This is a genomic window from Vibrio sp. 10N.222.52.B12 (assembly GCF_002875385.1).
GTDB classification, from domain to species: domain Bacteria; phylum Pseudomonadota; class Gammaproteobacteria; order Enterobacterales; family Vibrionaceae; genus Vibrio; species Vibrio jasicida.
Genome location: NZ_MDAW01000036.1, coordinates 123,004 through 147,466, shown reverse-complemented (window position 1 = coordinate 147,466; position 24,463 = coordinate 123,004). Strand labels below are relative to the sequence as shown.

The 24,463-nt window shown below is 43.5% G+C and carries 20 protein-coding genes and 1 pseudogene; 14 read left to right on the top strand and 7 right to left on the bottom strand.

All coding sequences use genetic code 11. The annotated features are described in order from the left end of the window. Positions 1-68: 68 nt before the first annotated feature. The 8 genes from BCT11_RS02675 (at position 69) to BCT11_RS02640 (ending at position 7,933) form a co-directional block, all read left to right on the top strand. A complete protein-coding gene (locus tag BCT11_RS02675; RefSeq protein WP_038870601.1) occupies positions 69-1,205 on the top strand; it encodes an efflux RND transporter periplasmic adaptor subunit in 1,137 nt (378 codons plus the stop codon). Beyond that, complete coding sequence (locus BCT11_RS02670) at positions 1,198-2,469, top strand: TolC family protein (protein WP_038870603.1); 1,272 nt, start codon at positions 1,198-1,200, stop codon at positions 2,467-2,469. Before BCT11_RS02675 ends, BCT11_RS02670 begins: the two co-directional genes overlap by 8 nt. Continuing rightward, entirely contained in the window at positions 2,466-3,680 is a 1,215-nt protein-coding gene (locus BCT11_RS02665) for an ABC transporter permease (protein ID WP_102387005.1), read from the top strand. The genes BCT11_RS02670 and BCT11_RS02665 overlap by 4 nt, the downstream gene beginning before the upstream one ends. A 2-nt stretch (positions 3,681-3,682) precedes the next feature. Beyond that, entirely contained in the window at positions 3,683-4,966 is a 1,284-nt protein-coding gene (locus BCT11_RS02660; protein WP_102387004.1) for an ABC transporter permease, read from the top strand. A 22-nt stretch (positions 4,967-4,988) separates the two neighbouring features. After that, a complete protein-coding gene (locus tag BCT11_RS02655; RefSeq protein ID WP_198593900.1) occupies positions 4,989-5,681 on the top strand; it encodes an ABC transporter ATP-binding protein in 693 nt (230 codons plus the stop codon). A gap of 131 nt (positions 5,682-5,812) precedes the next feature. Then, the gene (locus BCT11_RS02650; protein ID WP_102387002.1) at positions 5,813-6,343 is read left to right on the top strand and encodes a hypothetical protein; all 531 of its coding nucleotides are present in this window, start codon (positions 5,813-5,815) and stop codon (positions 6,341-6,343) included. A 178-nt stretch (positions 6,344-6,521) separates the two neighbouring features. Further along, the gene (locus BCT11_RS02645; RefSeq protein WP_045372687.1) at positions 6,522-7,505 is read left to right on the top strand and encodes a YopT-type cysteine protease domain-containing protein; all 984 of its coding nucleotides are present in this window, start codon (positions 6,522-6,524) and stop codon (positions 7,503-7,505) included. Further along, the gene (locus BCT11_RS02640; RefSeq protein ID WP_102387001.1) at positions 7,505-7,933 is read left to right on the top strand and encodes a CesT family type III secretion system chaperone; all 429 of its coding nucleotides are present in this window, start codon (positions 7,505-7,507) and stop codon (positions 7,931-7,933) included. Before BCT11_RS02645 ends, BCT11_RS02640 begins: the two co-directional genes overlap by 1 nt. A 66-nt stretch (positions 7,934-7,999) precedes the next feature. On the opposite strand, the gene BCT11_RS02635 is transcribed toward BCT11_RS02640, so the two are convergent. The 3 genes from BCT11_RS02635 to BCT11_RS02625 all read right to left on the bottom strand — a co-directional run bounded on the left by BCT11_RS02635 (position 8,000) and on the right by BCT11_RS02625 (position 13,332). Then, positions 8,000-8,614: a 3'-5' exonuclease gene (locus tag BCT11_RS02635; protein ID WP_047480877.1), complete on the bottom strand. Its 615-nt coding sequence runs from the start codon at positions 8,612-8,614 to the stop codon at positions 8,000-8,002. Positions 8,615-9,659: 1,045 nt separating this feature from the next. Beyond that, positions 9,660-10,412, bottom strand: a complete 753-nt coding sequence (locus BCT11_RS02630) for a hypothetical protein (RefSeq protein ID WP_102386999.1) — start codon at positions 10,410-10,412, stop codon at positions 9,660-9,662. Continuing rightward, positions 10,405-13,332 (bottom strand): ATP-binding protein, encoded by a 2,928-nt coding sequence (locus BCT11_RS02625; RefSeq protein ID WP_102386998.1) that lies wholly within the window; start codon positions 13,330-13,332, stop codon positions 10,405-10,407. The genes BCT11_RS02630 and BCT11_RS02625 overlap by 8 nt, the downstream gene beginning before the upstream one ends. Before the next feature lie 604 nt (positions 13,333-13,936). Here BCT11_RS02625 and BCT11_RS02615 point away from each other — a divergent pair. Continuing rightward, positions 13,937-14,921 (top strand): annotated as a pseudogene (locus tag BCT11_RS02615) (DUF1852 domain-containing protein). Positions 14,922-14,951: 30 nt separating this feature from the next. Further along, entirely contained in the window at positions 14,952-15,980 is a 1,029-nt protein-coding gene (locus BCT11_RS02610; RefSeq protein ID WP_102386996.1) for a methionine synthase, read from the top strand. A 248-nt stretch (positions 15,981-16,228) separates the two neighbouring features. Here the strand turns inward: BCT11_RS02610 and BCT11_RS02605 are convergent, their stop codons facing one another. Next, entirely contained in the window at positions 16,229-17,122 is an 894-nt protein-coding gene (locus tag BCT11_RS02605) for a DMT family transporter (RefSeq protein WP_102386995.1), read from the bottom strand. Between the two features lie 452 nt (positions 17,123-17,574). Here BCT11_RS02605 and BCT11_RS02600 point away from each other — a divergent pair, with 452 nt between their 5' ends. After that, positions 17,575-18,048 carry a MarR family transcriptional regulator gene (locus BCT11_RS02600; RefSeq protein WP_039975335.1) on the top strand — a complete coding sequence of 158 codons (474 nt, stop codon included), beginning with the start codon at positions 17,575-17,577 and terminating at the stop codon, positions 18,046-18,048. A gap of 524 nt (positions 18,049-18,572) precedes the next feature. Here BCT11_RS02600 and BCT11_RS02595 read toward each other — a convergent pair. Both BCT11_RS02595 and BCT11_RS02590 read right to left on the bottom strand, forming a co-directional pair. Further along, a complete protein-coding gene (locus tag BCT11_RS02595; protein ID WP_042602515.1) occupies positions 18,573-19,592 on the bottom strand; it encodes a DUF2955 domain-containing protein in 1,020 nt (339 codons plus the stop codon). A 9-nt stretch (positions 19,593-19,601) separates the two neighbouring features. After that, on the bottom strand, positions 19,602-20,666 hold the full coding sequence (locus BCT11_RS02590; RefSeq protein ID WP_042603996.1) for an HlyD family secretion protein: 1,065 nt from the start codon (positions 20,664-20,666) through the stop codon (positions 19,602-19,604). Between the two features lie 114 nt (positions 20,667-20,780). On the opposite strand from BCT11_RS02590, the gene BCT11_RS02585 reads away from it, so the two are divergent. The 3 genes from BCT11_RS02585 (at position 20,781) to BCT11_RS02575 (ending at position 22,798) form a co-directional block, all read left to right on the top strand. Continuing rightward, positions 20,781-21,641 (top strand): LysR family transcriptional regulator, encoded by an 861-nt coding sequence (locus BCT11_RS02585; protein ID WP_038880582.1) that lies wholly within the window; start codon positions 20,781-20,783, stop codon positions 21,639-21,641. 116 nt (positions 21,642-21,757) lie between these two features. Further along, a complete protein-coding gene (locus BCT11_RS02580) occupies positions 21,758-22,300 on the top strand; it encodes a hydrolase (protein WP_038880579.1) in 543 nt (180 codons plus the stop codon). A gap of 21 nt (positions 22,301-22,321) precedes the next feature. Continuing rightward, complete coding sequence (locus BCT11_RS02575; protein WP_038880675.1) at positions 22,322-22,798, top strand: GNAT family N-acetyltransferase; 477 nt, start codon at positions 22,322-22,324, stop codon at positions 22,796-22,798. A 128-nt stretch (positions 22,799-22,926) separates the two neighbouring features. Here the strand turns inward: BCT11_RS02575 and BCT11_RS02570 are convergent, their stop codons facing one another. Then, on the bottom strand, positions 22,927-24,369 hold the full coding sequence (locus BCT11_RS02570) for a hypothetical protein (protein WP_102386993.1): 1,443 nt from the start codon (positions 24,367-24,369) through the stop codon (positions 22,927-22,929). Positions 24,370-24,463 lie beyond the last annotated feature (94 nt).

Genomic DNA, 24,463 nt, shown 5'->3' with positions numbered 1-24,463 from the left:
ACGGTATCCTTAGAACTTTATGTTCATCAGATGGTCACAAGACTACAAAACAATAATTGGAATCAATAATGGCAAAAACTTGGCTTGTCGCTGCTGTGAGCGTTGCATTACTTGGCGGCGGTGCGTATTTCTATCTGCAATCTTCGGCTCAACCAGAGGCGTTTCCGACGTTGGCAGTGGAAAAGGGAACCATTGAGAAACAAGCGGTGGCAGTCGGCAATATTGTCCCTGCACACTCAGTATCTATTAAGTCACAAATCGATGGTATCGTGGGCGAGATGTACGTTCAGGTCGGTGAAAAGGTCAAGCAAGGCCAACCATTGATTAAGGTTCGTCCGAACCCGACGCCTCAAGCGCTTACTGATGCTTCAACAGACTTAATGCGTAGTGAAGCGGACCTCGAATCAGCCAAACAAAAGCTCGCCAACCTAGAAAGCTTGGTGAAGCAAGACATCATTCCAAAGAATTACGATGAATACGTTAGTGCGCGTTCAACCGTGAAATCGGCTCAAGCGAACGTACTGCAAAAACGCCAGAACCTCGAATTAATTCGCAGCGGTGAAGCTTCCATTGGTGACGCTCGTTTAACCTCAACCATTTATGCACCAATTGATGGCACAGTATTAAACCGTAAAGTCGAAGTCGGTGAGCCAATCATATCAACTGAATCTAGCCAAGCCGCGACAGAAATGATGTCTCTGGCGGACATGAATAGTCTGATCTTCAAAGGCAGCGTGAGCGAGCATGATGCCGCGCAGCTTTCTCCGGGTATGCCAGTTCTACTAACCGTGGCGCCGTATCCCGATGTGGAAATCTCTGGTGTGCTAACCAAAGTGGCGATTCAATCAGAAAACCTAAATTCGCCTGAAGGCAATGCCTCTGCAAAAAGCTTCGATAACGGATTTGAGGTCGAAGTGGGTGAGCTGAAGATCCCGAAAGAAGTATTGCTGCGTTCAGGCTTTTCATCAACGGCACAAATCACACTGAAGAAATCTGAGAACGTATTAACCTTGCCAGAACGAGCGCTGCAATTTGATGGCGATACGCCAAACGTATTGATCCCTGATAGTTCAGAGCAAGGCTTCCACAAACAGGAAGTGAAGCTAGGCTTGTCGGACGGCATCAATGTAGAAGTGTTAGATGGTGTTGAGCTAGATGAAGAGATCATCGATAACAGCATGATGATGGGAGCCGCACATGGCTAAGCTGCACTTATCTAAAATTGGTGTTGCGATATTAGCGGCAACACTCAGCTTACCAAGCTATGCAATTTCGATTGAACAAGCGTGGCAACAGGCAAAGCAAAGTGATCCAAATTACGAGAAAGCCAAAATTGGTGTTCAACTTGGTGAAGTGGGTGTCGATGCAAGCCGTAGTTCACTCTTACCCGGTTTGAGTGCGACAGCATCAGCGAATTGGAGCGAATCTGCCGACAATACTAATAGTTATGGGGCATCGCTTTCTCAAACCATTTGGGACAGCAGCTTGTGGTCGGATCTAGATCAAGCGAATGCCAACTACATCAAAGCTCAGCTTGAACTGGCTCAATCACATAATGAATTAGCACAAAGATTGCTTTCATCGTATTTGGATGTTGCGAGTGCACAAGGTGATTTGCAGTTGGCGCAATCCAAGTTGGAAGAAGGCAACAAACTGCTGAAGATCATCGAGAAGCGTTATCTCGCGGGTAAAGTGAAATCGGTGGATGTCGAAGAGATTCGAGCAACACAAGTTGCGGACAGAGCCGGTATCTTGAATGCGCGTTCTGACTTAGAAGTGAAGCGAGCCGAACTGGCTGCGTTGATCAATCAAATCCCGCAAAACGTCGATCAAATTCGTACTGATTCCCTTGTTCAACCGCCCTTGCTGGTGGACTCTCAAGAGCAATGGTTAAAGCTCGCGAAGGACAGTAGTCCAGAGCTTTTAGTGGCTGCGCAAAACGTGAAAGCCAGCGAGTTTGCAAAAGATTCTGCACAAGGTGGGTATTACCCAACGTTAAAAGGGAATGTTGGCTACAACGATGATGACCGACGTAAAGACGGCGAGTTCAATGCAGGCATTACACTCAGTGTGCCCATTGATTTGAACGGCGCAACACGAGCCAGAGTCGATGAGGCGTCACTCAATACCCTAAGTGCAAAGCAAGATCTACGTCGAGTGGAAATCGATATTCAAAAGCGCGTGATCCAGCAGTTTACTCAAGTCGACATCAACTGGAATCAAGTTTTGATGGCGGACGAATTGGTTACATCCCGTGAGAAAGTGCTGCGCAGCAAAGAGAAGCTTTATGATGCGGGTTTGCTCGAAGTATCAGAAGTGATTAGTGCACACAACAGCTTGTTTGAGGCGAAAAACAGCCTACAAACCAACTTGTACAACTATTGGCGTCAGCGTATCGGCTTGTTGCAAACTGCAGGTAAGTTAGATGACGACACCATGGCACTGATCTCTCGAGCGTTTAATTCATGACCAGTTTATTGCAGCAAACATGGCAAACGCTGATGGCACACCGCATGAAAAGCATGCTCACCATCATTGCCATTGCGTGGGGCGTAATATCTGTGGTGGTTTTGATTGCGCTGGGAGAGGGCTTTTATCGCCATCAAACTCAGCAGTTGTCGTTTATGGTCAATAATGTGCAAGTCGTGTTTCCATCGAACACCAGCAAACCTTGGCACGGATTACCTTTACGACGTCAGATTCAGATCCCGCAGGATAAAGTCGATATGATCAAACAATCTGGCTTTGTAAAATCTGCATCCAGTGTGTATGCCAAGTGGGATGCAAACATCACCAATGAAAAAGGCCAAAAACTCACGAGTTTTGTTAGCGGCATAGACCCGTACTATTTCTCATTGATTCAACGCAAGTTGGAGTCGGGTTCGCGTAATCTGTCGCCTAGTGATATTGCCAATCACACTCGCGTAGCGATTTTGGGCGACCAAATTGCCAAGATGGGTGAAATCAGTATTGGTCAAATGGCCAAAGTTAACGGCGTGCCTTTTTTGGTGATCGGCATTATGAAAGACGAAGATGCGGGCATTTCATTTGGTGATAGCCGTAAGGTCTTCATCCCTCAAACTACCTACCTTGATTTGTGGGATGCCAAACCTTGGATGCTGCTACTCAAGCCAGTTGAAGGTATGGATGGCAACGCATTCCGACAAGCCATTGTTAACTTCTATGCCAAGCAATTGCACTTCGACCCGACCGACAAAGAAGCGATTAACTTGCCAGACTTCAGCGAGGGCGCAACGGTGATAACGGGTATTTTTCGTGGCATTCAAATCTTCCTTGGGGCAAGCGGTGCGATGACCATGGCCGTTGGCGCTCTTGGTGTCGCGAATATTATGTTCCTCTCTGTGACAGAACGAACGCGAGAAATCGGCGTACGCTTGGCGATTGGTGCAACGCAAAAATCCATACTCAACCAGTTCATCCTTGAAGGACTCATTTTGGTGGCGGTCGGTACAGCTCTCGGCTTAATGGTTGCTTATTTAGTGGTCGCATTGCTTGGTTCCATTACCTTACCGGAGTGGTTAGGTTTTCCGGTTATCACGCCAGACTCTATCGCCTGGTCACTGTTAGTCACGCTGGTTTTGGCGTTGCTGGCGTCTTACTTTCCGGCAAGGCGAGCATCGCGTCTCACCCCCGTAATTGCATTAAGTGCGAGGGCGTAATCATGTTGCTACCGATGAGACAAATCTTTCAAGAAATGGCAGCAGAAAAGCTGCGTTTGGGTTTAACCATTCTTGCTGTGGCATGGGCGACCTTGTGTATCGCCGCAATGCTGGCCGTGGGCGAGGGCATTCGTCAGGGCGTATTAAGAACCGCGCAAAATGGCAACGGTAATCTGATTTACTTAACCGGAGGCATGGCGACTGTCGATTATGGTGTGTTCCACCAAGGTAAGTTTCTAACCTTAAAAGCTGACGATACCGATGTCGTTAAAGCCCTACCAGAGGTGAAAAGCGTTGCGCCAACCGCAGTATGGGATGAGCGTATCACCGTGGACGATAGAGGTTCATGGCAAGAGCCATTAGCGGTCACGACGGATTTTGCGTCCATGACCAATCTGATCCCAATGGATGGCGGTCGTTGGCTCAATCCGCTCGACCAAAAGCAGATGCGTAAAGTGGTTGTCTTGGGTTATTCACTCGCCGCGGATCTGTTTAATCCTAATGAAGACTTCAGCTGGTTTGCTCCTGTGACGTTACAAGCCGATCCTGTGGGTAAAAAGGTCAAGATTGGCAGTGAAGAGTTCACTGTGATTGGCGTGTTGAAGAAAAACAGTGCTGAAATCGAACAGGGTGATCAAATTAACTACGCCAGTTTTGTGCCGTTAGCCACGTGGCAACGCTTTCACACTAATGGTGATATTGGTGGTATCAACGTAGAGCCGAATACTAATGCAGATCGTGAAAAACTCGCAGAGACCATTCGTCAGGTGATCGCTCGTAAACATGGTGCCAGTGTGAGTGACGAGCAAGTCGTCCAAGTGGAAGACATGTTCCTTAAACAGAAAAGCATGCAACAGTTCTTAGTTGGTCTACAAAGTTTTCTTGGCATCATTGGCTTTGTCACGCTTGCAGTGGCGGGCGTCGGGATTGCGAATGTGATGTACGCAACCGTGAAACGTTCAACCAGAGATATTGGCGTGCGCATGGCCGTTGGTGCTACGCCAACCGCGATTCGTCTGCACTATTTGGTGCAATCGTTGATTACCATGATGTTAGGTGGCGCATTGGGATTAGGAGTGACTTACGCGCTTGTTAGCGCAATTAGTGCGATTAATTTAGAAGGCGACATGTTTTATGAACGCCTTGGCAGACCCGTTCCTGAGCTCTCTTGGATAGTCGTTGCAATTGTAATTACCACCTTGGTGTTTATTGGCGTCGCATCTGCTTGGTTACCTGCTAACCGAGCAGCAAAAGTGAGCCCGCTGGAGGCGCTGCAAAGTGAATAATAAAAAGAATTCTGGAGAGAAAATGTCAAACGCCCCATTGGTTGAGCTGACTAACATTTGCAAATACTACGCAAGCGGAGAGGCCGAAGTGCGCGCTCTAGATGGCGTCGACTTAACCATAAACCAAGGGGAATTTCTGTCGATTCTTGGCCCATCTGGTTCGGGTAAATCGACTTTGATGAACATGCTTGGCTGTTTAGATAAACCAACCGATGGCCAATACCAATTGGGTGGTCAAAACGTCGCAAGTTTAAGCCCGAACGAGCTAGCCGGTATTCGTAACCAAAAGATAGGTTTTGTCTTCCAAAGCTTTAACTTGCTGGAATACGCCACAGCGTTGGATAACGTGGCTCTGCCGTTGGTTTACTCTGGCATTAAAGCCAAAGAACGTCGCCAGCGTGCCGCTAAATTGCTAGAGCAAGTCGGGCTAGGGGATCGTCTCGACCACAAACCAAACCAGCTTTCTGGCGGTCAAAAACAGAGGGTCGCGATTGCAAGAGCCTTGGTCAACGATCCGCAAATCATCCTAGCCGATGAGCCTACTGGTGCATTGGATTCGAAATCTGGCGCAGAGATTGAAGCCTTGTTCAATCAACTCCACGCTGAAGGCAGAACCTTGATCATCGTGACGCACGATAACACCCTAGCAGAGCGCACCAAGCGCATCATCACCATCAAAGATGGCAAGGTGATTTCGGATAGAGTGCCGGCGTGAAATTCTCGCAGTTTGGAGCTTTATTAAAATAAAGACCATTTGCCTATAAATATGGTCATTTTGGAAGTGGTGTTTTAGCCGGCCTTGTTTAAAATTTACATCTCAATTTTAAACAAGGCTGTAATATTGTAATGCATATAAATCACGCACTTTATAGAAGCGAAAAATATAGCGATGAACCAATAGAAGAGATTCTTTCTCGGTTAAACAATACTGATTATTTTTATTTGAATGAGAGTAACCCTAGTGAAGGTGCTTACTTGACTAAGAAGAAGGAAAATATCCTAATAATACGAAGAAAAACTTCTCGAAGTTTTGAAGCTCATCAAGACAGATTGTTTAATACACGTGAGCTCACAAACTCAAGTTCAATTCTTGCGGGGAGTGAAATTGGGGGCGAGCTTCGATGTAAATTAGAACAAGAAAAAAATCAAACGAAAATAACGTACTCTTGGTATCCCGATGAGTTTGTTCAAAAGTTTTGTTATGCATTTATCCTTCTAGCTTTTTTAATGTCAGCTCTTAAATTTACTCCTGGTGATTACCATATTATTTTAAATTTATTAAAAGCTGTAGTCATATTTTCAATGCCTAATTTGTTACAGATGATTTATCTTCCTGGTCAAATAAAAATGGCAAATAAGATTTTAAAGATTAATTAGTGATTTATATCGTATGGTTCTATATGAATAGTTACTATTAATCTTTCTAAGAGTCTTTTCTCTATGTGAGAGAAGGATTCGCTCAAATCAACAAAACAACGACCATGACTAACAGCCCAACTTCATCGCTTTGGTTAACCTTGCAGCATACAAAAATAAACAAAGAAAGCAGGTAGTTATGCAAGGTATTACTAATATTTCCTCTATCAGTGGACCAATCATCTCTGCACCAGTCAGCCAACCACAAAACCAAGGTCAACTTGGTGGCTTGAGTGCAAGCACGCAAATGACGCCAGATGCCATTCGCAACTTGATGCTGCAACAGATGAGTAGTGGTGCTACTGCAAACCCAGCACCAATCAGTTCGTTCTCTCTGCAAAGCGCGACACCAGAACAAAGCGCAGAGCCTCGCTCAAAGTTACAAAACTTCAAAACAGCGGTACAAACGCTGGGCGATCGTATTTTGCACGCTCTGGTTAGCACTAAAACCGCTTCATTGCGTAACTCGGCAGCAAAACACAACGGCGAAGTGACCATGAAGGTCTCTCAGGTAACGGGCAGCATCAAAAACGCCATCCTAAAAGACACCAACACCTCTGGCGGATGTTGTGAAGCACTGAGCGCTCACTGGATGAAGGCACGAGCAGAAGGCTCTAACCTTGGCGAACAGCTATTTCAATCAGGAACGGCAAGCGACAAAGGTAAGCTGAACAAAGAGACAATGCAGTCTGTCGCGCAACTGCAAACCGATGGCATGGTGGGTTATGACCAAGAAGCGATCACAGAAGGTTGGCTAAGAAGCAACAACATCGAATCGCCTTACCGAGAACTTGGTGCATTATCACGTGTGCATGGACAAACAAGCCGTGGTCGAAATGGTGCTGCTGAGCTTGCGGCGAAGATCGTTGATAACGGCCCTAAAACATCGCTATTGAAGAAGATCGGCCTTGAAGGCCCAAGTAATGCACACGCCGTTGCAGCCGCGGTTGATGGGGAGAAAGTGACCTTCTTTGACCCGAACTTTGGTGAGTTTTCTTTCCCAAGCAAGGAAGATTTTACCAGCTGGTTTGTTCAGGATTTCTGGCACAAATCAGGCTACGACCTACCGAAATTCGGCTTATCGGGAGAATTCAGCATCGTCAACTTGGAGGCTAACCACTAATGACAACCACATTCGATCACCTAGTTAAACACTTTTTCGAAAAGAACGGCCTAGAGAACCCAACCGCGCAAGATGGTATCTACAGCCTGTTGATTGACCAAAAGTATCAACTTCATTTCACGCATCAGAATGAAGAGTGGATGGTACTGTATGTAGAACTTGGTGAGGCAAACCCGATATCGGAGCAGCTGGCAAAGAGCAATATCTTTGGTGAATACTGGCCTGCACACATTGTGTCGCATCAGGAAAACAGCGCCGTTTTATGGTCGCAACAACCGATGGCGATGCTAAATGTGGCAGCGTTAGAGGCGTGGACAGAGTGCTTTATTCAAGATCTTATTGAAAAGCAGGCGGCGATTTCTGGTGTAGAGCCAACGCCAGCAAGCGCTGAGCCAACCAATATCCGACCTCATATGATCTCGGTGTAAACCCTAGAATCTAAATTCACAGGGCATAAGTAACGCCCGCATGATTGGGCGTTACTTGTTTGTGGTTTAAGCACGGCTTTTAGCCAGTAGCTGATCCACTTTTCCTTTCGCTGTCTTACTTACCGTCTGCATAAACTTAAAGCTTGGCGCGACAATGCCCGATTGCTCAAGCTCTTCTACCATCAGCAACCACAGCTTTGCCGTTACCTGTGCATCGGCTAACGCGCGGTGGAATACGCCGTCGTTTTCGATGTTCTTGTAACGAACCAATTCACCCAGCTTGTGTGACGGCGCATCTTGGATAAGGCGTCTTGCTACCAACAAAGAACAAGCGAACTCGCCAGAATAACCACAGCCGATTCGCTCTAGCTCTGCATCCAGAAATCGCTTATCGAACGACGCGTTGTGCGCGATAAGATTCTCCCCCGCAATAAACTCACTGAACGATGCCATCACTTCATCGCAGCTCGGCGCGGTGCGCAGCATGTTATTGGTAATGCCTGTGTAACCCTCAATAAATGAGCTCACACGAAAGCCAGGATTCATAAGTTGCTGAAAACTATCGACCACCTCACCATCAACGATCTTAACCGCACCGATTTCAATCGCGCGATCCCCCATATTCGGAGACAGACCTGTGGTTTCAAAGTCGAGTACGACAACGGAGTTAGCTTGAGGCATGAAGTTTTCCAACTGAACAATAAGGCGCAAGAGTATCGTTGAAAGTGTGGGAAAAGGGAAGGAGTGGGGAAGTGTTAGTTGTGTGGGGAATCATTATAAGTAGAGATAAATGAATAGGTGTTTAAAGATGCGCTGACGAGGCGTGTTACACAGGAGAACACCTAAACATTTCACGTTTAGATTAGTAAAATATAATTGCCTAAATGAAAACTAATTCAATCGAATACTCTAAATTAGCCTTTACTTGCTTTACGAACAACGCGTAGTTATGCGAACGTGATGCTAGGGCGACTCTCTGAGGAGCACTAAGAAAATATGGCGATAAAAAGCGGTCTGGCTCTTCACTTCAGCGAAACAGTATGTATTTGGGTGGCAAATCAAACGTGAAACCGATCAAGTGATATCAAATTATCATTAAAAGAGTAGTTAGAAACAAGCTCAGTATCCTCCAAGAGTCGTAGCAATGGCATAATTAAGCTGGAAGAGATAATCGTTAAATCCAACGTCAAAAAGAGTCTCAACTTAGGTGGCGAAGTATTGCTGTTACTGGGAGCGTAACTAATAAAGATTGGCATAGCGTAAAAGAATTAACCTATGGGGTCTTTGGTACAGTTTGTTGATGGTATAGTAGACCAACATACCTATAAGACGTTGTGCAAAGCCCTTGGTTGAACTACAAATTTTAATGTCATCATGGGGAGCCCCATTCCCAGAAAAAGCGCTAGAAGCTTTGGGAATCAACGCTATAGCTGACGCAAAGTAGCAGTTCGCTCGAGTCTGTCCTGAACTGCAAATATACCCTCAGGGAGCGAGCAGAACATACCCATGCTGCGACCGTTACCAGGATGGACACAAAAACTATTCGCACTCTTATGCCAAAAGCTATCCATCACGTTGTCACACTAAGATAGTTAGCGAAGTTGCTTAAACTATCTAACCAACTGGCATAACTTTGTAGCCTTGGCGTTGCCTTAAACGAAAATTAGAAACTATAAACCCACAAGCTGCTCGCCTACACTATATGTGTTGGCGAGCAGGTGAGTGTTTATGTATGATCTGAAAACTGTTTTTTCTTAATGATTTCAGTAAAACCATATTCAGAAAGGTTATTACTGTTGTACTCTAATAAAGCTTCTTTCATATCACCATTATTTAGTGCTTTAATGAACTTATTAAACTTTTGGTAATGGCTAGATAAAATTTCGAGCCGTAAAGATTTTGCGTGGCTATTAGTATGAGAAAACGTATCATAATGGCCGATACAGAACATTTCTATTGTCTTTAAAGCCTTTTCATATTTGTAACCATTACTGTGTTTTGGTGTTAATTCCAATAACTTGCGTCCACTTAATGAATTTATCAATCGGATATCAAATAGGTCATCTAATTGATCTATCAAAGGATTGACAATGAGTGGTTGCTCTTGAGTAATCGATTGTTGACAAATTCCACGAACTGAAGGTGGATATAATGGAAACTCACACCCTTTATATAAGTTGTTACAGTCTGCACACATTACAATATAATTCTTGTGGTCATAAGCAAGAAATGGATATAGTGTGGATTTCTTAGGTCTATAATGATCCATTGTGGCGTTAATTGTAATGTTAGCGCTATTATTACTTGCTCTAGTTACACTTCCGTCTAAGAGGCATTCACAGATAGGACACTTCCCTTTAGTTACCTTTAAATGTACAGGCGTAAAAAGAGACCATCGGCGTTCAGCCGTTGAAGAATTGAACGCTGTCAATGTATCAGCATAATCACCGTGACTATATAGCTCGACCATGCTAATCATTGAATAAGTCTCCAAATTCAGAAAGAAACGCATCCATTTCCTCTTCTCCAATACTTTCAAATTTATTAAAGTCAATATCTTTATGGTCTCTTAGAAACTTTAGAAACTTGTAATAATTTCTATTGTAAAGGACTTCGCTTGTGAAACTATTATCAAGAGTGCATTTTATCTCACTAATACGTTTTTGCTCTTCTTCACTAGGTTGGTCAGTTAATTGTAGAGATGAATACTCTTTAATCATCTCTTTCATGTCATTTCCAATTAGTGAAGATAAGTTAAAGTGTTCAAGAAGTATTGAAGAAATATCTAAAAATTTCGTCCCAGATTTGCTTGTGTCAATGTTAATACTATTTTGCTCAATAACTCCAATTTCATTTTTATTTCGATTTAATAAAATTAATGGGTTATGAGTAGTCGATATTATTTGCATTTTTGGATTTAATTCTTTCACACTGTCTATAAATGATGACTGCCATTCAACGTGTAAAGATGATTCAGGCTCATCCATGATTAAAATGGATGACTTTCCGGAGTTTAAAATTACGTTTAGAAATATTATTAATAACTGCTTTTCACCAGAGGAAAGTTGGTTTAAATTAATTCTTTTATTTTCATTTGACGACAATTCAATTACTAAAGCTTCATTTTCATCATCAATTATAATTTTCTTGTCTGTATCCTTAAAATACTCATCCATTATTTCTTTAAATTGATGTAGTAACTTTAATTCACCTTCTTTGATTCTATTAATTTCGACTGTTAAGTTCTTAAAGTCTAATAAAGATTCTGGTGTACTATCAGAAATGTTTTCGAGTATACTATTACGTTTTTTTTGTAATTCTTCGGTTTTGTTCGATATAATTTGATTAACATTTCTTTGATATTTACTAAACTTATTAGTCAAGTTTTCGATGACAGTATCTAGAGTTAAAACCTCATTTCTATTAGAGAACCTACTAAGATCACTAGGTGATGAGACTATGATAGGGTTTAAATCTAGAGATGGTGTATTAGCCTTTAGAACTTGTTCTATATTTTCCCCATGATCATACTCTTTCTTTATTGTTATTTCTACATATGGATAATGGTAATACTCAAGAATATCTTTATCATTAGATATACAAGCACTAAGTAAGTTTAATACAGTGCTTTTACCTGTACCATTTTTACCAACTAATAAGTTAATATCCTCTTGGAGGTTCCATACTATATCTCTCTTTCCAAAAATGTTAGTAATGGATATTTTACTAATGGTTGTTCTAATAGGTTCTTTCATTTCTAACGCTCCGGAAATAATTAGCAATTTTTTTAAATTTTTTCTAAAACTTTCAAATTCAGTGCTATTTTCACTAGGTAGAACCTTAGAAATTATGTATTTATATATAAAGTCTTTTCTATCTTGATGGGAACCGCGCCCTTCCATTTCATACGCTTGTTGCCATAAATGAGCTCTTTTAACTATTAGCTCACTATAGATGTAATTTCTAAGATTTTTAGAAAAATTTCTTTTTATTTTATTTTGCGAATCGTATATTTCAGAAACTAAGTTGTTTTTAATCAAGAATAGGTTTATATCTCGCATGATAAACGTGAGAATCCAACTCAATGGCTTTAGGTGGCGATATTCAAAGTCATGCCAGCTTAACCGCTTGCTGAATGCTTTTAATACAGCCCAATGTTCATTATTTAAACGATCAATGAACTCTTCATGAAACTCATCATTTCGTATCGTGGAGTAAAATTTTGAATAATCATACTCTAGGTCAATAATCTTTCTTTCTCTTTTACTATTTATAGTATCTAATAGTTTTCGTATTTGTCCCTTTGTGTGTGTGTTAAATTTTTTTTTATTAAGCTCCCCAAACTTAAATGTATCTTTGTTCTCAATATTAAAATCTATACTTTGTTTACTGAGTGCTGAAGATAAATTATGTAGATTTCTTCTAATGTAGCCATTGATATCTGTGTTATCTAATTTGTCTGTTTTTGAAAATACAAGTTGAAACTTATCCTGATAACCATTCAAGCATATACTTTCGATTACACTTTGTCCCCCAGTAGCAAAAGCTTCTTCAGCGTCACCTATTAGAATTATATGGTTGCAGAAATCAAAGTAGTCGTAGTGCCTTGTTGATAATGTATCGCGCTTTTCACTGTATGAGTGACCAATACCCTCACCATCAATCAAGACGAAATTCAAGTTTTTATCAAAGTTATCAGATATTAGGTCGCCTTCAATCCTGATGTATTCTACTAATGCTGAAATTGAGCCGAAGTCATTTTTTAATAGTTCTTTATTCTTGGAAATAAAATCATCTTTATTATTTATCCCACTAATTTCAATTATTTCTTGCTCAAAAAGATCTCCAGCGTCAGGGCATACTCTATGGAAGTTAGATTTAATATCATAAAGGAAATTGTTTTTTATGGTTTCAATGATGCTTATGAGCTTTGAATTTTCAAATAAATCATCATCATTGATATCTAGCGATAGAGGCTTTAATCTAGATATCAATATGGATGCCTGAGCTTCAATTTCTTTTTCAGATACTATATGCTTTAATTTAAATCTTTCATCAGGAGACTGTTCAAATTCATAACATACATCGTTCAAGCTAGAATTTGGATCTAAGGATTTTTTTATAGCTTCAAAAATCAGATCTTCGATTGCGAATAATAAATCTTCTTTTTTCTTTAGCAAGATTGTGCTTTTATATTGTAAATTCCTATTAATTACATATTCAGTTGGCGCTACTGTAGTTCTACGTTGTGTAGTTGTAGGAAAGTTAACGTCTGTTGTGCCCAGTATATGTTGTACAAGTGAGCTTTTTCCTGCACCAGTACTACCAATCAGGTAAGCTTTTGTAATGTCTTCTGGGAGATCGCCCATAAGAGTTTGTATCGTTTTGAAATCGCGCACTCTAACCTCTGACTCTTAAATTTATAACTTTGGCATATTATGCCTACGCTATATATTTTTGTTAACTATTACTTTTATATTCATAGCATTAACTAAAGAATAAAAACAGATTTTACTAAAAATATCACTTGCCATACAATCTCTGATGAGTAGGCAGGTTGTCAAAATCCTCATCTAATTGGCGAGACTTAGTTTTTCTGGCCATAAAGCGCCACTCTCTATTGTGAATATTATATGCAAGAGAACATTTCTTAACCTGTGGTTTGCTTGCGCTCACTTGCATGTTCTTGCTGTTACTATTGTCTGTAGCACTGTGTCTAACATGCAAACGATCCAACACGCCTGCAATGGAAGCTTTTTCCTCAAACCATGAAATTCCTTCATGTTCAACGTGAAGTATTACCAATGTTATTCAAGTAACGAAGCAAGTATAAAAAGCAGACTGCTCTGGTGTTAGGCACTGTGACAGCTGTTTTTGAACTGAATTTTCGAAGTAAACGCTGCACACACTGACGATTGGGAAAATCAAAAAATACAACCATCCCCAAAAACAGAGTTAGGAATCAGTCAGCGTTTATCTAAGGAAATAGGATACCAACTCACCATGAATAACGATTTCAATTTTGCTATTAAAAGCATCCGTTTTGATGAGAATTACCAACCATCAGACAGCACGCGAATCACCACCAACTTTGCCAACCTAGCTCGTGGTGACAGCCGCCAAAATAACCTTCGTAATGCACTGCGCATGATCGACAATCGTTTCAATGCCTTGGCACATTGGGATAACCCGAATGGCGATCGTTACAGTGTCGAGTTGGAAATCATCTCTGTGGACATGGATATTCAAGGCAGTGGTGAAGCGTTCCCTTCCATCGAAGTGCTCAAAACCAACATTATTGACCGCAAAACTAATGAACGTATCGAAGGCATTGTCGGTAACAACTTCTCTTCTTATGTGCGCGATTACGACTTTAGCGTTCTGCTTCTAGACCACAACAAAGACCAACCTCAATTTAGCATCCCTGCTGATTTTGGTGAGCTGCACGGTAAGCTGTTTAAAGCGTTCGTGAAATCGGAATCGTACCAACAACATTTCCAAAAGCCGCCAGTGATTTGTTTGAGTGTGTCGGACAACAAGGTTTACCGACGTACTGACAACCAGCATCCAGTGTTGGGTTTTGAATACGCGCCAAACGAATCGTCATTGACCGAGCAGTACTTCAAAAAGATGGGCTTGCAGGTTCGCTACTTTATGCCGCCAAACAGTGTTGCTCCGTTGGCGTTCTACTTTTTCGGTGACTTGTTGAATGACTACTCAAACCTAGAGCTGATCAGCACAATCAGTACCATGGAGACGTTCCAAAAGATTTATCGCCCAGAGATTTACAACGCGAACGCGGTAGCCGGCCAGTGTTACCAACCGAACTTGAAGAATCTCGATCACTCGTTAACCCAAATCGTTTATGACCGCGAAGAGCGCAGCCAGCTTGCTAAAGAGCAAGGGAAGTTTGCTGAGGAGCACTTCATCAAGCCTTATCAAGCCTTATCAAGCGATCCTTGAGCAATGGTCTGCAAATTACGCGTAATCGAAAACGAGAATTTAAAAGGGAATGACGATGAAAACACTATTACCGACTTCAACGGCGGGCAGCTTACCTAAGCCTTCTTGGCTGGCTCAACCAGAGACGCTTTGGTCACCGTGGAAACTGCAAGGTGACGAATTGATTGATGGCAAACGTGATGCGCTGCGAGTCTCTTTACAAGAGCAAGAACTGGCAGGGGTCGATATTGTCAGTGACGGTGAACAAACTCGCCAACACTTTGTGACGACGTTTATTGAACACCTTAGCGGAGTAGACTTTGAGAACCGCAAAACCGTGACCATTCGTAATCGCTATGACGCGAGTGTACCGACGGTTGTTGGCCCAGTCAGCCGAACCAAACCTGTGTTTGTGGAAGATGCGAAGTTCTTGCGTCAGCAAACCAAACAACCCATCAAGTGGGCGCTACCGGGGCCAATGACGATGATCGACACGCTGTATGATGATCACTACGGGAGCCGAGAAAAACTGGCTTGGGAATTCGCAAAGATTCTTAACCAAGAAGCCAAAGAGCTTGAAGCGGCAGGCGTCGACATTATCCAATTTGATGAGCCCGCATTTAACGTGTTCTTTGATGATGTGAACGAGTGGGGCATAGCTTGCTTAGAACGCGCCATTGAAGGACTTAAGTGCGAAACCGCAGTGCATATCTGCTATGGCTACGGCATCAAAGCCAACACGGATTGGAAGAAGACGCTAGGCACTGAGTGGCGACAATACGAAGAAGTATTCCCGAAGCTGCAAAAGTCCAACATCGATATTATCTCGCTTGAGTGTCACAACTCACGCGTACCTATCGAACTACTTGAACTTATCCGTGGTAAGAAGGTGATGGTTGGCGCAATTGATGTAGCAACCAACGAGATTGAAACACCAGAAGAGGTTGCAGAAACCCTGCGCGAAGCGCTCAAGTACGTCGATGCCGACAAACTTTACCCATGCACCAACTGCGGCATGGCGCCTCTACCTCGCGAAGTTTCAACTGCGAAGCTCAATGCACTCAGCGCAGGCGCAGAGATCATTCGTAAGGAGTTGTCGGGCTAATATCAGAGTTTAAGTTCGACGCAGCTAACTCAAGTTGGGTCATTCCAGCGAGTCTAGACGAGACTAGGAATCTGCTAACCACTCGCTGGGAAATGGCGATAGCCTTCGAATTTAACAGCACTGGGTCGGTAGATCCTGAATCACCTCGTTCCTCAGGATGACGGATGTTGGGAATTATGTCGTTCACAACAAACCCAAGAGTTCGGGTCTTGGGTTTTCTCTCTATAAAATCACGAAAATCGCAGCCGTTAATAATTAATCACTTCCTGCTCGGTCGGGAGCTTCTTACGATACTCGAAGAACTGAGCAATCAAGTTGCTGACCACCATCAATACCATCACACCAGTTTGCACGTGAGTCAGTGAATCTCCCATGAGCGTGACGCCTAAGATCATTGCCAGAATTGGGTTAAAGGTGCCAAAGAAACTGAGCTCATTCGTTGTAATTAAAGGGATGGTATAGACATAAGCCCCGTAGGCTACAGAGGTTAATCCGATAATAATCCAACCCATTGCTAGCCACTGTTCAAAGTTGTTTGGGACTAAAGGTACGACGGCTTTTCCACCTGAAAAAACATCCCAATAGGCGAGAGGTAATAAGATGATGCCGCCAAAGATGAGTTTCCATGTCAGTAATTTCCACCAGTGGATTTTTTTCATCACGTGTTTAGCAACAACACTTCCCGCAATCAATGCACTCATAGCACCAACCAAGAGTAATACCGCTGATAAGCTGATGGGCGCGTGACTGGTCAAGAATAGATAAGCAGAACACCCCATCAGCACAAATGCCGACACCAATTGGATCATTGATGGTTTGACTTGATGCGCGATCCCCATGATTGCCAAGCTCACAACAGGCAAGGCGATCATTCCGACGCCAACCAAAGTACTCGGTAGTCTCAACGCCGCAGCGAACAATAAGCCAAAAAATAACGCGATATTAAGGAAGCCAATCAGAAATAGAGCGGGGAGCTCTGATAACTTGGGCATTGTTGGCTTTAAAATCAATAGGATGAAGCCAGCAGGTAGGGCTCTCCATACTGCTAGCGCGAACGGTGACCAACCAACAAACTCCGATGAAACAACAGCGTAGGTCGTTCCCCAAAGTAAGGGGGCTAATATCGCTAATATGATTTTCATGATTCTCCTTCAACTGCATTTTTGCAATTATGTTTATGTAAACATAATTTACTTAAACATAAATTAAGAGTAAAGTCACCTCTGTTGATCTTTTCTTTGATCCTCTGGTGGTGGTTTTAGAAGGCTAGGGCCTTCTTTTGACAGTAGGTTTTGATTCTAAAGTTAGTGCTAGTGGATCCGGAGTTGAGAAGGAAGAAGGTTTAGTCTCAGATAATTAGGAGGTGATGGACAATGAAGGTGATGAATTTAATTAAAGCACTTATGGCCTTTTCCGTAGATGTTCTCGCAATTTTAGTAATGGTACTATTTACGTTAGGCCTTATTCTTGAGTTTCTCTACTTGGATTCAAAGATGACGTTTAAGAGATGGCGTTGTCGGTTATTGCAAAGTAGTAGAAAGTGACGAGAATAAAATAGTACAGAGCGTTATTACATGGATTCATTATTTTGAAGATGACGAGCAAGCAAGTTGCTGATCAGTGGCTATCAATAAACAAAGAGTTGGACGGAAACATCATTGAACTTGTGACGTTATTCGTTCGATTCGGTACATCACTTTCTGATGCAAGAAGCCACTTTTGCAAAAAACATGGGCTTAATCCTTCTGAATTTGATGTTCTTGCAACATTGTATCGTTCTGGGGAACCTTATGAGTTGACGGCAAAAGCACTCAAAGAGCAGACATTGCTACCATCATCAGGCGCACTATCAAACCGATTGGAGCGCTTAGAAGCAAAAGATCTCGTCGTCCGTAAACATGACTTAGTTGATAAGCGCTCAGTCAAAATATCGTTGTCAAAACAAGGGCTAGGGTTGGTTTCCTCGATGGGGCCTGAGTTTTTTGGTGAAATGGCAACGCTATTTGCAGTACTTCCTAATGAGCAGCGACAATCGCTCTTGAGTTTGATGAGTTCACTTCAGTCTTAGTGCCACATAACCTAAGCAAAACGGAAAAAGGAAACGGGGTTTTCTAACACCGTGTACTTTAAGGAAAGCCCTTTGTCCATTAGTAGAGAGTTGGCGAGTTAGTATCGAAATTTATCTTCGATACAGAAACTTAAGACAGGGTCATTCCAGCGAGTCTAGACGAGACTAGGAATCTGCCAACAACTCGCTGGGAAATGGCGATAATCTTAGAACTTCTCAGCACTATGTAGGTAGATCCTGAATCACCTCGTTCCTCGTTGTTCAGGATGACGGACGTTGGTAGATACGTTGCTCGCGATATTTTTATATTTGGTCTGTATCCAAAGTTGGGTCATTCCAGCGAGTCTAAACGAGACTAGGAATCTGCTAACAACTCGCTGGGAAATGGCGATAACCTCAGGACTTAATAGCACTCTTTGGGTAGATCCTGAATCACTTCGTTACTCGTCGTTCAGGGTGACCGGTTCTAAATAAAAATGCCGCTAACAGCAAGGTGAGCGGCATACTTCGTTTCTCGTTTTCCGTCAATTCAATTCCACATTCTTCATCTCTGGATGCTTCAATAACATCACGCGAATCCAGTGGTGTACTACCCACATCACCATTGCGGTAAGCATTACCGCTACGAATATCGAACTGAATCGGTACAAGATGGAGAAGAACGCGTCTTTCTGCTCAGGCACCAATGACGTGGTCAGTGGAACAGACAGGGCAGACATCGCCGAGAACGCAATGGCGGCTTTGACTTGTCCTTTCGTTAGCCACAAACAGAATGGCCCCATAGCGATGGTAAACGCCAGCCAGAACAGCAACCCATGACCAAACCAGCTTCCCAAGATTAACTGCACCGCCATACCTGCGATACAGCCTAACGCTGTGCCGATGATACGGATTTTCGCCATGGCCATTGAGCCGGCGAGTGTCATTGGCGTTAGGATGATGAGGATCGAAGCCTGCGCCGAAAGTGAGTCGTACAAATCACCTATTTGGAACACCAAAAACGCCGCCATTGCTACCACCCAGCCCATTGCTACTTGGCTGATGTAGTCGATATCGCTTTTTACTGGCGTAGTCATTTCTGTTTGTAAGATCTTTGATTCTGGCTCTGGGAATAGCCAATAGGCGAGAGCACAGACAAAGATATTGCTGAACGAAATCACCCAAAGGTTGACGTTGAACTCTTCGATATCCATGAAATCGTAGCTCGCGAAGTTCAGTACGATTGAGCCAACCAATAACCCCATGTAGCCAAACAGATAGGTTTTTGGGTTCATCATTGCGATGCATTTAAACAGCATCATAATGCCCACTGCCGCGAACATCAGTGTGGGGTGGAACTGTAAGTATTCGAGAATAAAGGTGGCTTGAACTGTCGTCCAAACCGCCGAGAACAGCACCATCAAGACGAGTGGCAGACTGAAGTGGTCCATACGGCCGAGTACAAACAGTGGTAGCATGACGGCAAAGAAACCGTAAGACCAACCAAAGATCATGCTCAATGCCAAACCCATTGAGCAGCCAAACCAAATACGTAAGGTTTTCATCGCAGCCGCCTAGTAGATAAAGTGGAACCAGCTAGCAAGGTAGATTTGAACTTGTGCCATCAACGCCCAAAACGGACTGTTGTCTGGGTAAAGTACGATGGTGGCACGAGAACCAACGAACAGAGAGGAAGGCAGTGCTTCTTCGCTGGTTAGGTTCACACGAGTGCGCTGCGCATCACGTACCCAACGATTGTTCACTTCGACTTTGGTCAGTGCACCGTTTGGAGTTTGCTGTGCAGCGGCAACGCCGTAATCTCGACTAGATAGGTCGAAGTCATAAACTGAACCTGGGTTAGCATCAAACGCAACCATGGCGTGGTAACTGTTGTCGACGCCCGCTACCGATTTCTCACGAAAATCCGCAGCAACCCACATTGATCTGGTTGGTACAAAGGTAAGCAATGGCATGTTGGTGCTTGCCATGGTGCCGACTTCCAATTGCAGGTTAGTTACTACGCCGTCACTCGGAGCAAGGACTGCGGTATTAGTTAGATCGAGTTGAGCTTTCTCAATGCCATTTTGAGCAATGCGTACTGCGGTGCTTTGGCCTTTTTTGTCCCCAAGTTGTGCTTCAATCACTTTCAAGTTTTGTTGCTCGGCTTTTAGTGCCGCACGAGAAACTTGGTTTTGTGCGTAGGCACTGTCTAAGTTGGATTGAGAAATGACTTTTTGCTTCGACAACTTTTGTAGACGTGAGTACTCACTGTGCGCGTTGTTGTAAGTCGCTTGAGCACGAGCAATGTTTGCCAGTGCAGCTTCACGTTGCGAATACAGTGTTGCTTCTTTTTCGTAAGCGGATTGCAGTGATAGCTGCGCTTGTTCTAAAGCGATTTTGTATTTACGAGCATCAATGGTGAACAGCACATCGCCTTTGTGTACAGACTGGTTGTTGGCAATCAGCACATCGGTCACTTTACCTGAAACTTCTGGTGCAACTTGCACCACGTAACCTTGGACTCGCCCTTCGGTCGTGATTGGAGCGTGTCGATCCGCAATGATGATGTAGAAAAATAGTACAATGAACAGGACAATAAGTGTTCGCATCCAGTGTTTGAATTTATGATCTGCCGTCATAATAGATACCTGAATTTATGGTGCTCGCAAGCAAATTAGACAAGCGATTATAGAGAACTTGGTCACAATTCAGTAGAATGACAATAAGCGCATGAGTGACCTAAAAGTAGGACAATGAACGTTAGTTTTGATGATCTTCACCTGTTTAGCCAAACTGTCGTGCACGGTGGTATCAGTGCGGCGGCAGAGGCGAACCAGTTACAACGCTCTAAAGTGAGTCGACGTTTGCAAGAATTAGAGAAAGCGTTGGGCTGCCAATTGCTGATTCGAACCACGCGAACCATTGAGTTGACCGAGCACGGCAAGCGTCTGTTTGAGCTGGTGGGGCAACCCATAGAGCACATTCAACAAGGTTTGAATGTGATGCATGAATACCAACAAGAGTTGACGGGTAAAGTGCGTGTTGCGATTCCCTCTGCATTGATGAGCTCGGCGGCGTTTAATTCGATCATTAACGAATATACGACCCGTTACCCTGAGATGTCGGTAGAGATTGAGAACCACCAAGAGAGTGTCGATCTTAAGCGACAAGCGTTTGATCTTCAGCTTTTACCGAGCGTGGCGAAAGTCTCGGACGACAGCTATGTTCAGTTCAGCTTATTGCCTTACCGCAGTCACTTTGTCGCTTCTCAAGCTTATTTAGATGCCCATCCTCCTCTAAAAAGCATGGACGATTTAAAGCATCATCGTTTGCTGACTAACCGATACAATGCCGGATTGTTAGATCCAGAATTGCATGTGGCGGTTAGGTCGGACGATTTGAACTTGCTGCGGTTAATGGCGATTACAGGTAACGGCATCGCCTTTATCCCGCAAGTGCACTCTAAGCCAGCTTTAGAAGACGGCCAACTGGTGGAGGTGTTGCCGGAGTTCACCCATCCTAAGCAACATCTGACGTTGATTTACCCATCCAATCTGTTTTTGCCGAACAAGGTCAAAGTGTTAATCGAACTGTTTCGAGAGCGATTCAAATAGCGTGAGCGGACAATAATTTTGCGAATTTGCTCATCTGATTATGCTGGGCTTCTGGTACATTCTTTATATTCAAATGCTTGAGCAGAGTGATGCTCTTGTCGCTCTAGGAGATGAGAATGTTATCGAAGAATACCACGGGTCTAATTGTTGTCGACGTGCAGGGTAAACTGGCAACGCTAATGCACGAAAGCGAAGCGCTGATTGAAAGTACGACTAAGTTAGTCAAGGGCGCAAAGGCTCTCAAGCTCCCTATTGTTTGGCTTGAGCAAAACCCAGACCGATTAGGCCCGACGGTAGAACCGATTCGTGAAGTATTAGCGAAAGAGCACTTGGCGATTGCAAAGCATACCTTTGATGGTTGCAAAGAACCGACATTCAAACTCGCGGTAGAAAACGCCAAAGTCGATACTTGGTTGGTTTGTGGTATCGAAGCGCACATTTGTGTGTATCAAACCGCGGTGTCGCTGCGTCAAATGGGTTACAAAGTGGAACTGGTGACGGATTGCGTTTCTTCTCGAACGCCAGCCAACAAAGCGCTCGCGCTCGCAAAACTGACTGCGAATGGCGTTGGCCTAACAGGCGTAGAAATGTGTTTGTATGAAATGGTAGAAGATTGCCGAGCACCAGAGTTTAAAGAGATCTTAGGGCTCATCAAATAATAAACAATGGCAGAGACGAAGATGGAACTGAGAGCATTTGAAAAGGAAGATTACGAGGCACTCATCCGTTGGATTGATTCAGAGCAACTGAACTATCAATGGGGTGGGCCAAATTTCAATTTCCCTCTAGATCACCAACAGATTAGCCTCCATTGCGCGAAACCTGAAGTCTTGCCGTTTATGCTCGTTTGTGACGGGAAGCAGGCTGGCTATGTTGAGCTGTTTAAAGAGTCTCAATCCCAATTTCGAATTTGTCGTGTTTTTGTTTCCAATGATTTTCGAGGGAAAGGTCTTTCGAAAGTCATGCTCACGCAACTCATCGAACTGTCTCAAACTCAGTATCATGCTCAAGTCTTGTCGTTGGCGGTCTTTGAGCGTAATACTGTCGCGAAGAATTGTTATGAATCTCTTGGGTTTGAAGTGACGTCGCGTGAATCAGGAGAGCGTTCTTTTGATGGCGAGATCTGGGATTTGTTATTCATGGAAAAGCGTTTTTAGCACGAATATAACCCCCTTACTATCGACAAATTCAGGAAGGAAGAAACACCACAACGCGAGCATTATGAATTTGTATTCATCTCCCCTGGTGTTATCGGCCTGCCAAGGGAAACACGTCTTATTATGGCTTACGCTTCATCATGTGTATGACTCGACTCTTCATATGGATAGAGTGCGGCATTCGTCTCATCCAACCCTTCCGGCTCAAACTGATAGCCAGACCCCATGCTCATGTCTTTGTACTTCACCAACATCTTTTCAATAACGAGAGACTGAATACGCAGAGGATCTTTTCCTAACGTTGAGGCGATGTATTCACTGAACGCCTGAACCGTCACGTTATGCTTTTGTACGTTTGGTTTTGTACCAGTTTTCACTTGAATGACGAGGTTTTTTTCGTTCTCAGATATTTGAGTCAGATGCGCTTTAAACTTGTCATTGTAAACGTTGGATGTTGCCTTTAATCGCAGCTTGTTGATTCTTGGATACTGACTTTCGAGTTCGTCATCGAGCTTTTGGTGCAGCTTCAGATCTTTTAACGCAATGGATTTTTGCTGATCAATGCTGTTGAAGAACTTCATTTCGTTGGAGACATCAATATCTTCTGAAGAAGAGATAAATGCAGGGTCAAACAACACATTGCGGTTGAGCATAGTGAACTGTTCGATTGGTCGGCCTTTTACTGCCCCTTCATTGAGCAAGCTGTTTGGTGCTTTTGTGCCTTTCTCGTAGGTGTCACCACTTGTGACGCCAAGTGCAATATACAGCGTGGTATCGTCTTTGACTTCTGATGTTGCCTCTTCTGCGGCTGAGATTAGATCCATTTCAGACATGAGCACGTTGCAGTCCATCATGGTGATTTTTTTAAGGTGGTTGAGTTTGCAAAAATCCACGACAGCTTTTCTTGTTGCACCGAAACCAACGGTACCGGACTCGAATGACCACCCAACCAAACCTACGCCAGCGGCTTGAAGTAGTGTCCCCATTTGCTCTTGATATAAGTTCAGCTCACTTTGGTGGACGAACAGATAGACGGGGCGACTCATCCCCTCAGTGTACCAATATAGTTCTTGCAGCTTTTCTTTGGATTTAAACTCTTCCGGCATTCCGACAGAAGGTACCATTAACGCGGTACCTGAGTTGGATTGAGGTGGGATCTTAATATCAAATTGAGACATGCTTTCCGAAGCAGAATCGCGGCTTTGTTGCCGAGTTTGCATTGGGCTTGGGTCATTGATTTGTCGGCGATAATAAACGCGCTCTAGCTCATCATAGTTATTTAGAACTTGATCGACGGTGACTGGCTCGTACTTCAATGCGCCGGTGTTGTCGTTAACGACATAACGGTAGTTAAAACGAATCAGCGCTTCTGGCGGTCTGTCTTGGATTGCCAAGTCATTTTCTTCAACGTGGTTTTGCCAGTTGAGTTGGAACTCGTTCCACTTCGCTAAGTTTTGAACGTCTCGTAATCGTTTCGTCGGAGCGCCTTCTTGTGAATGGTGAGACGCGTCATTCTTTCTTTTTTTTGCTTGGCTTGAAGAAGAAGCCGGTTGGTTATTTTCACCGTACATAAACGTGTTCACTTTTTTAAATTCAGGCGACGATAGGCTGATTCTTATCGTATTGGCATTTGGTTAGGCGCTTTGTTCGAGCGCAGCTGGCGGC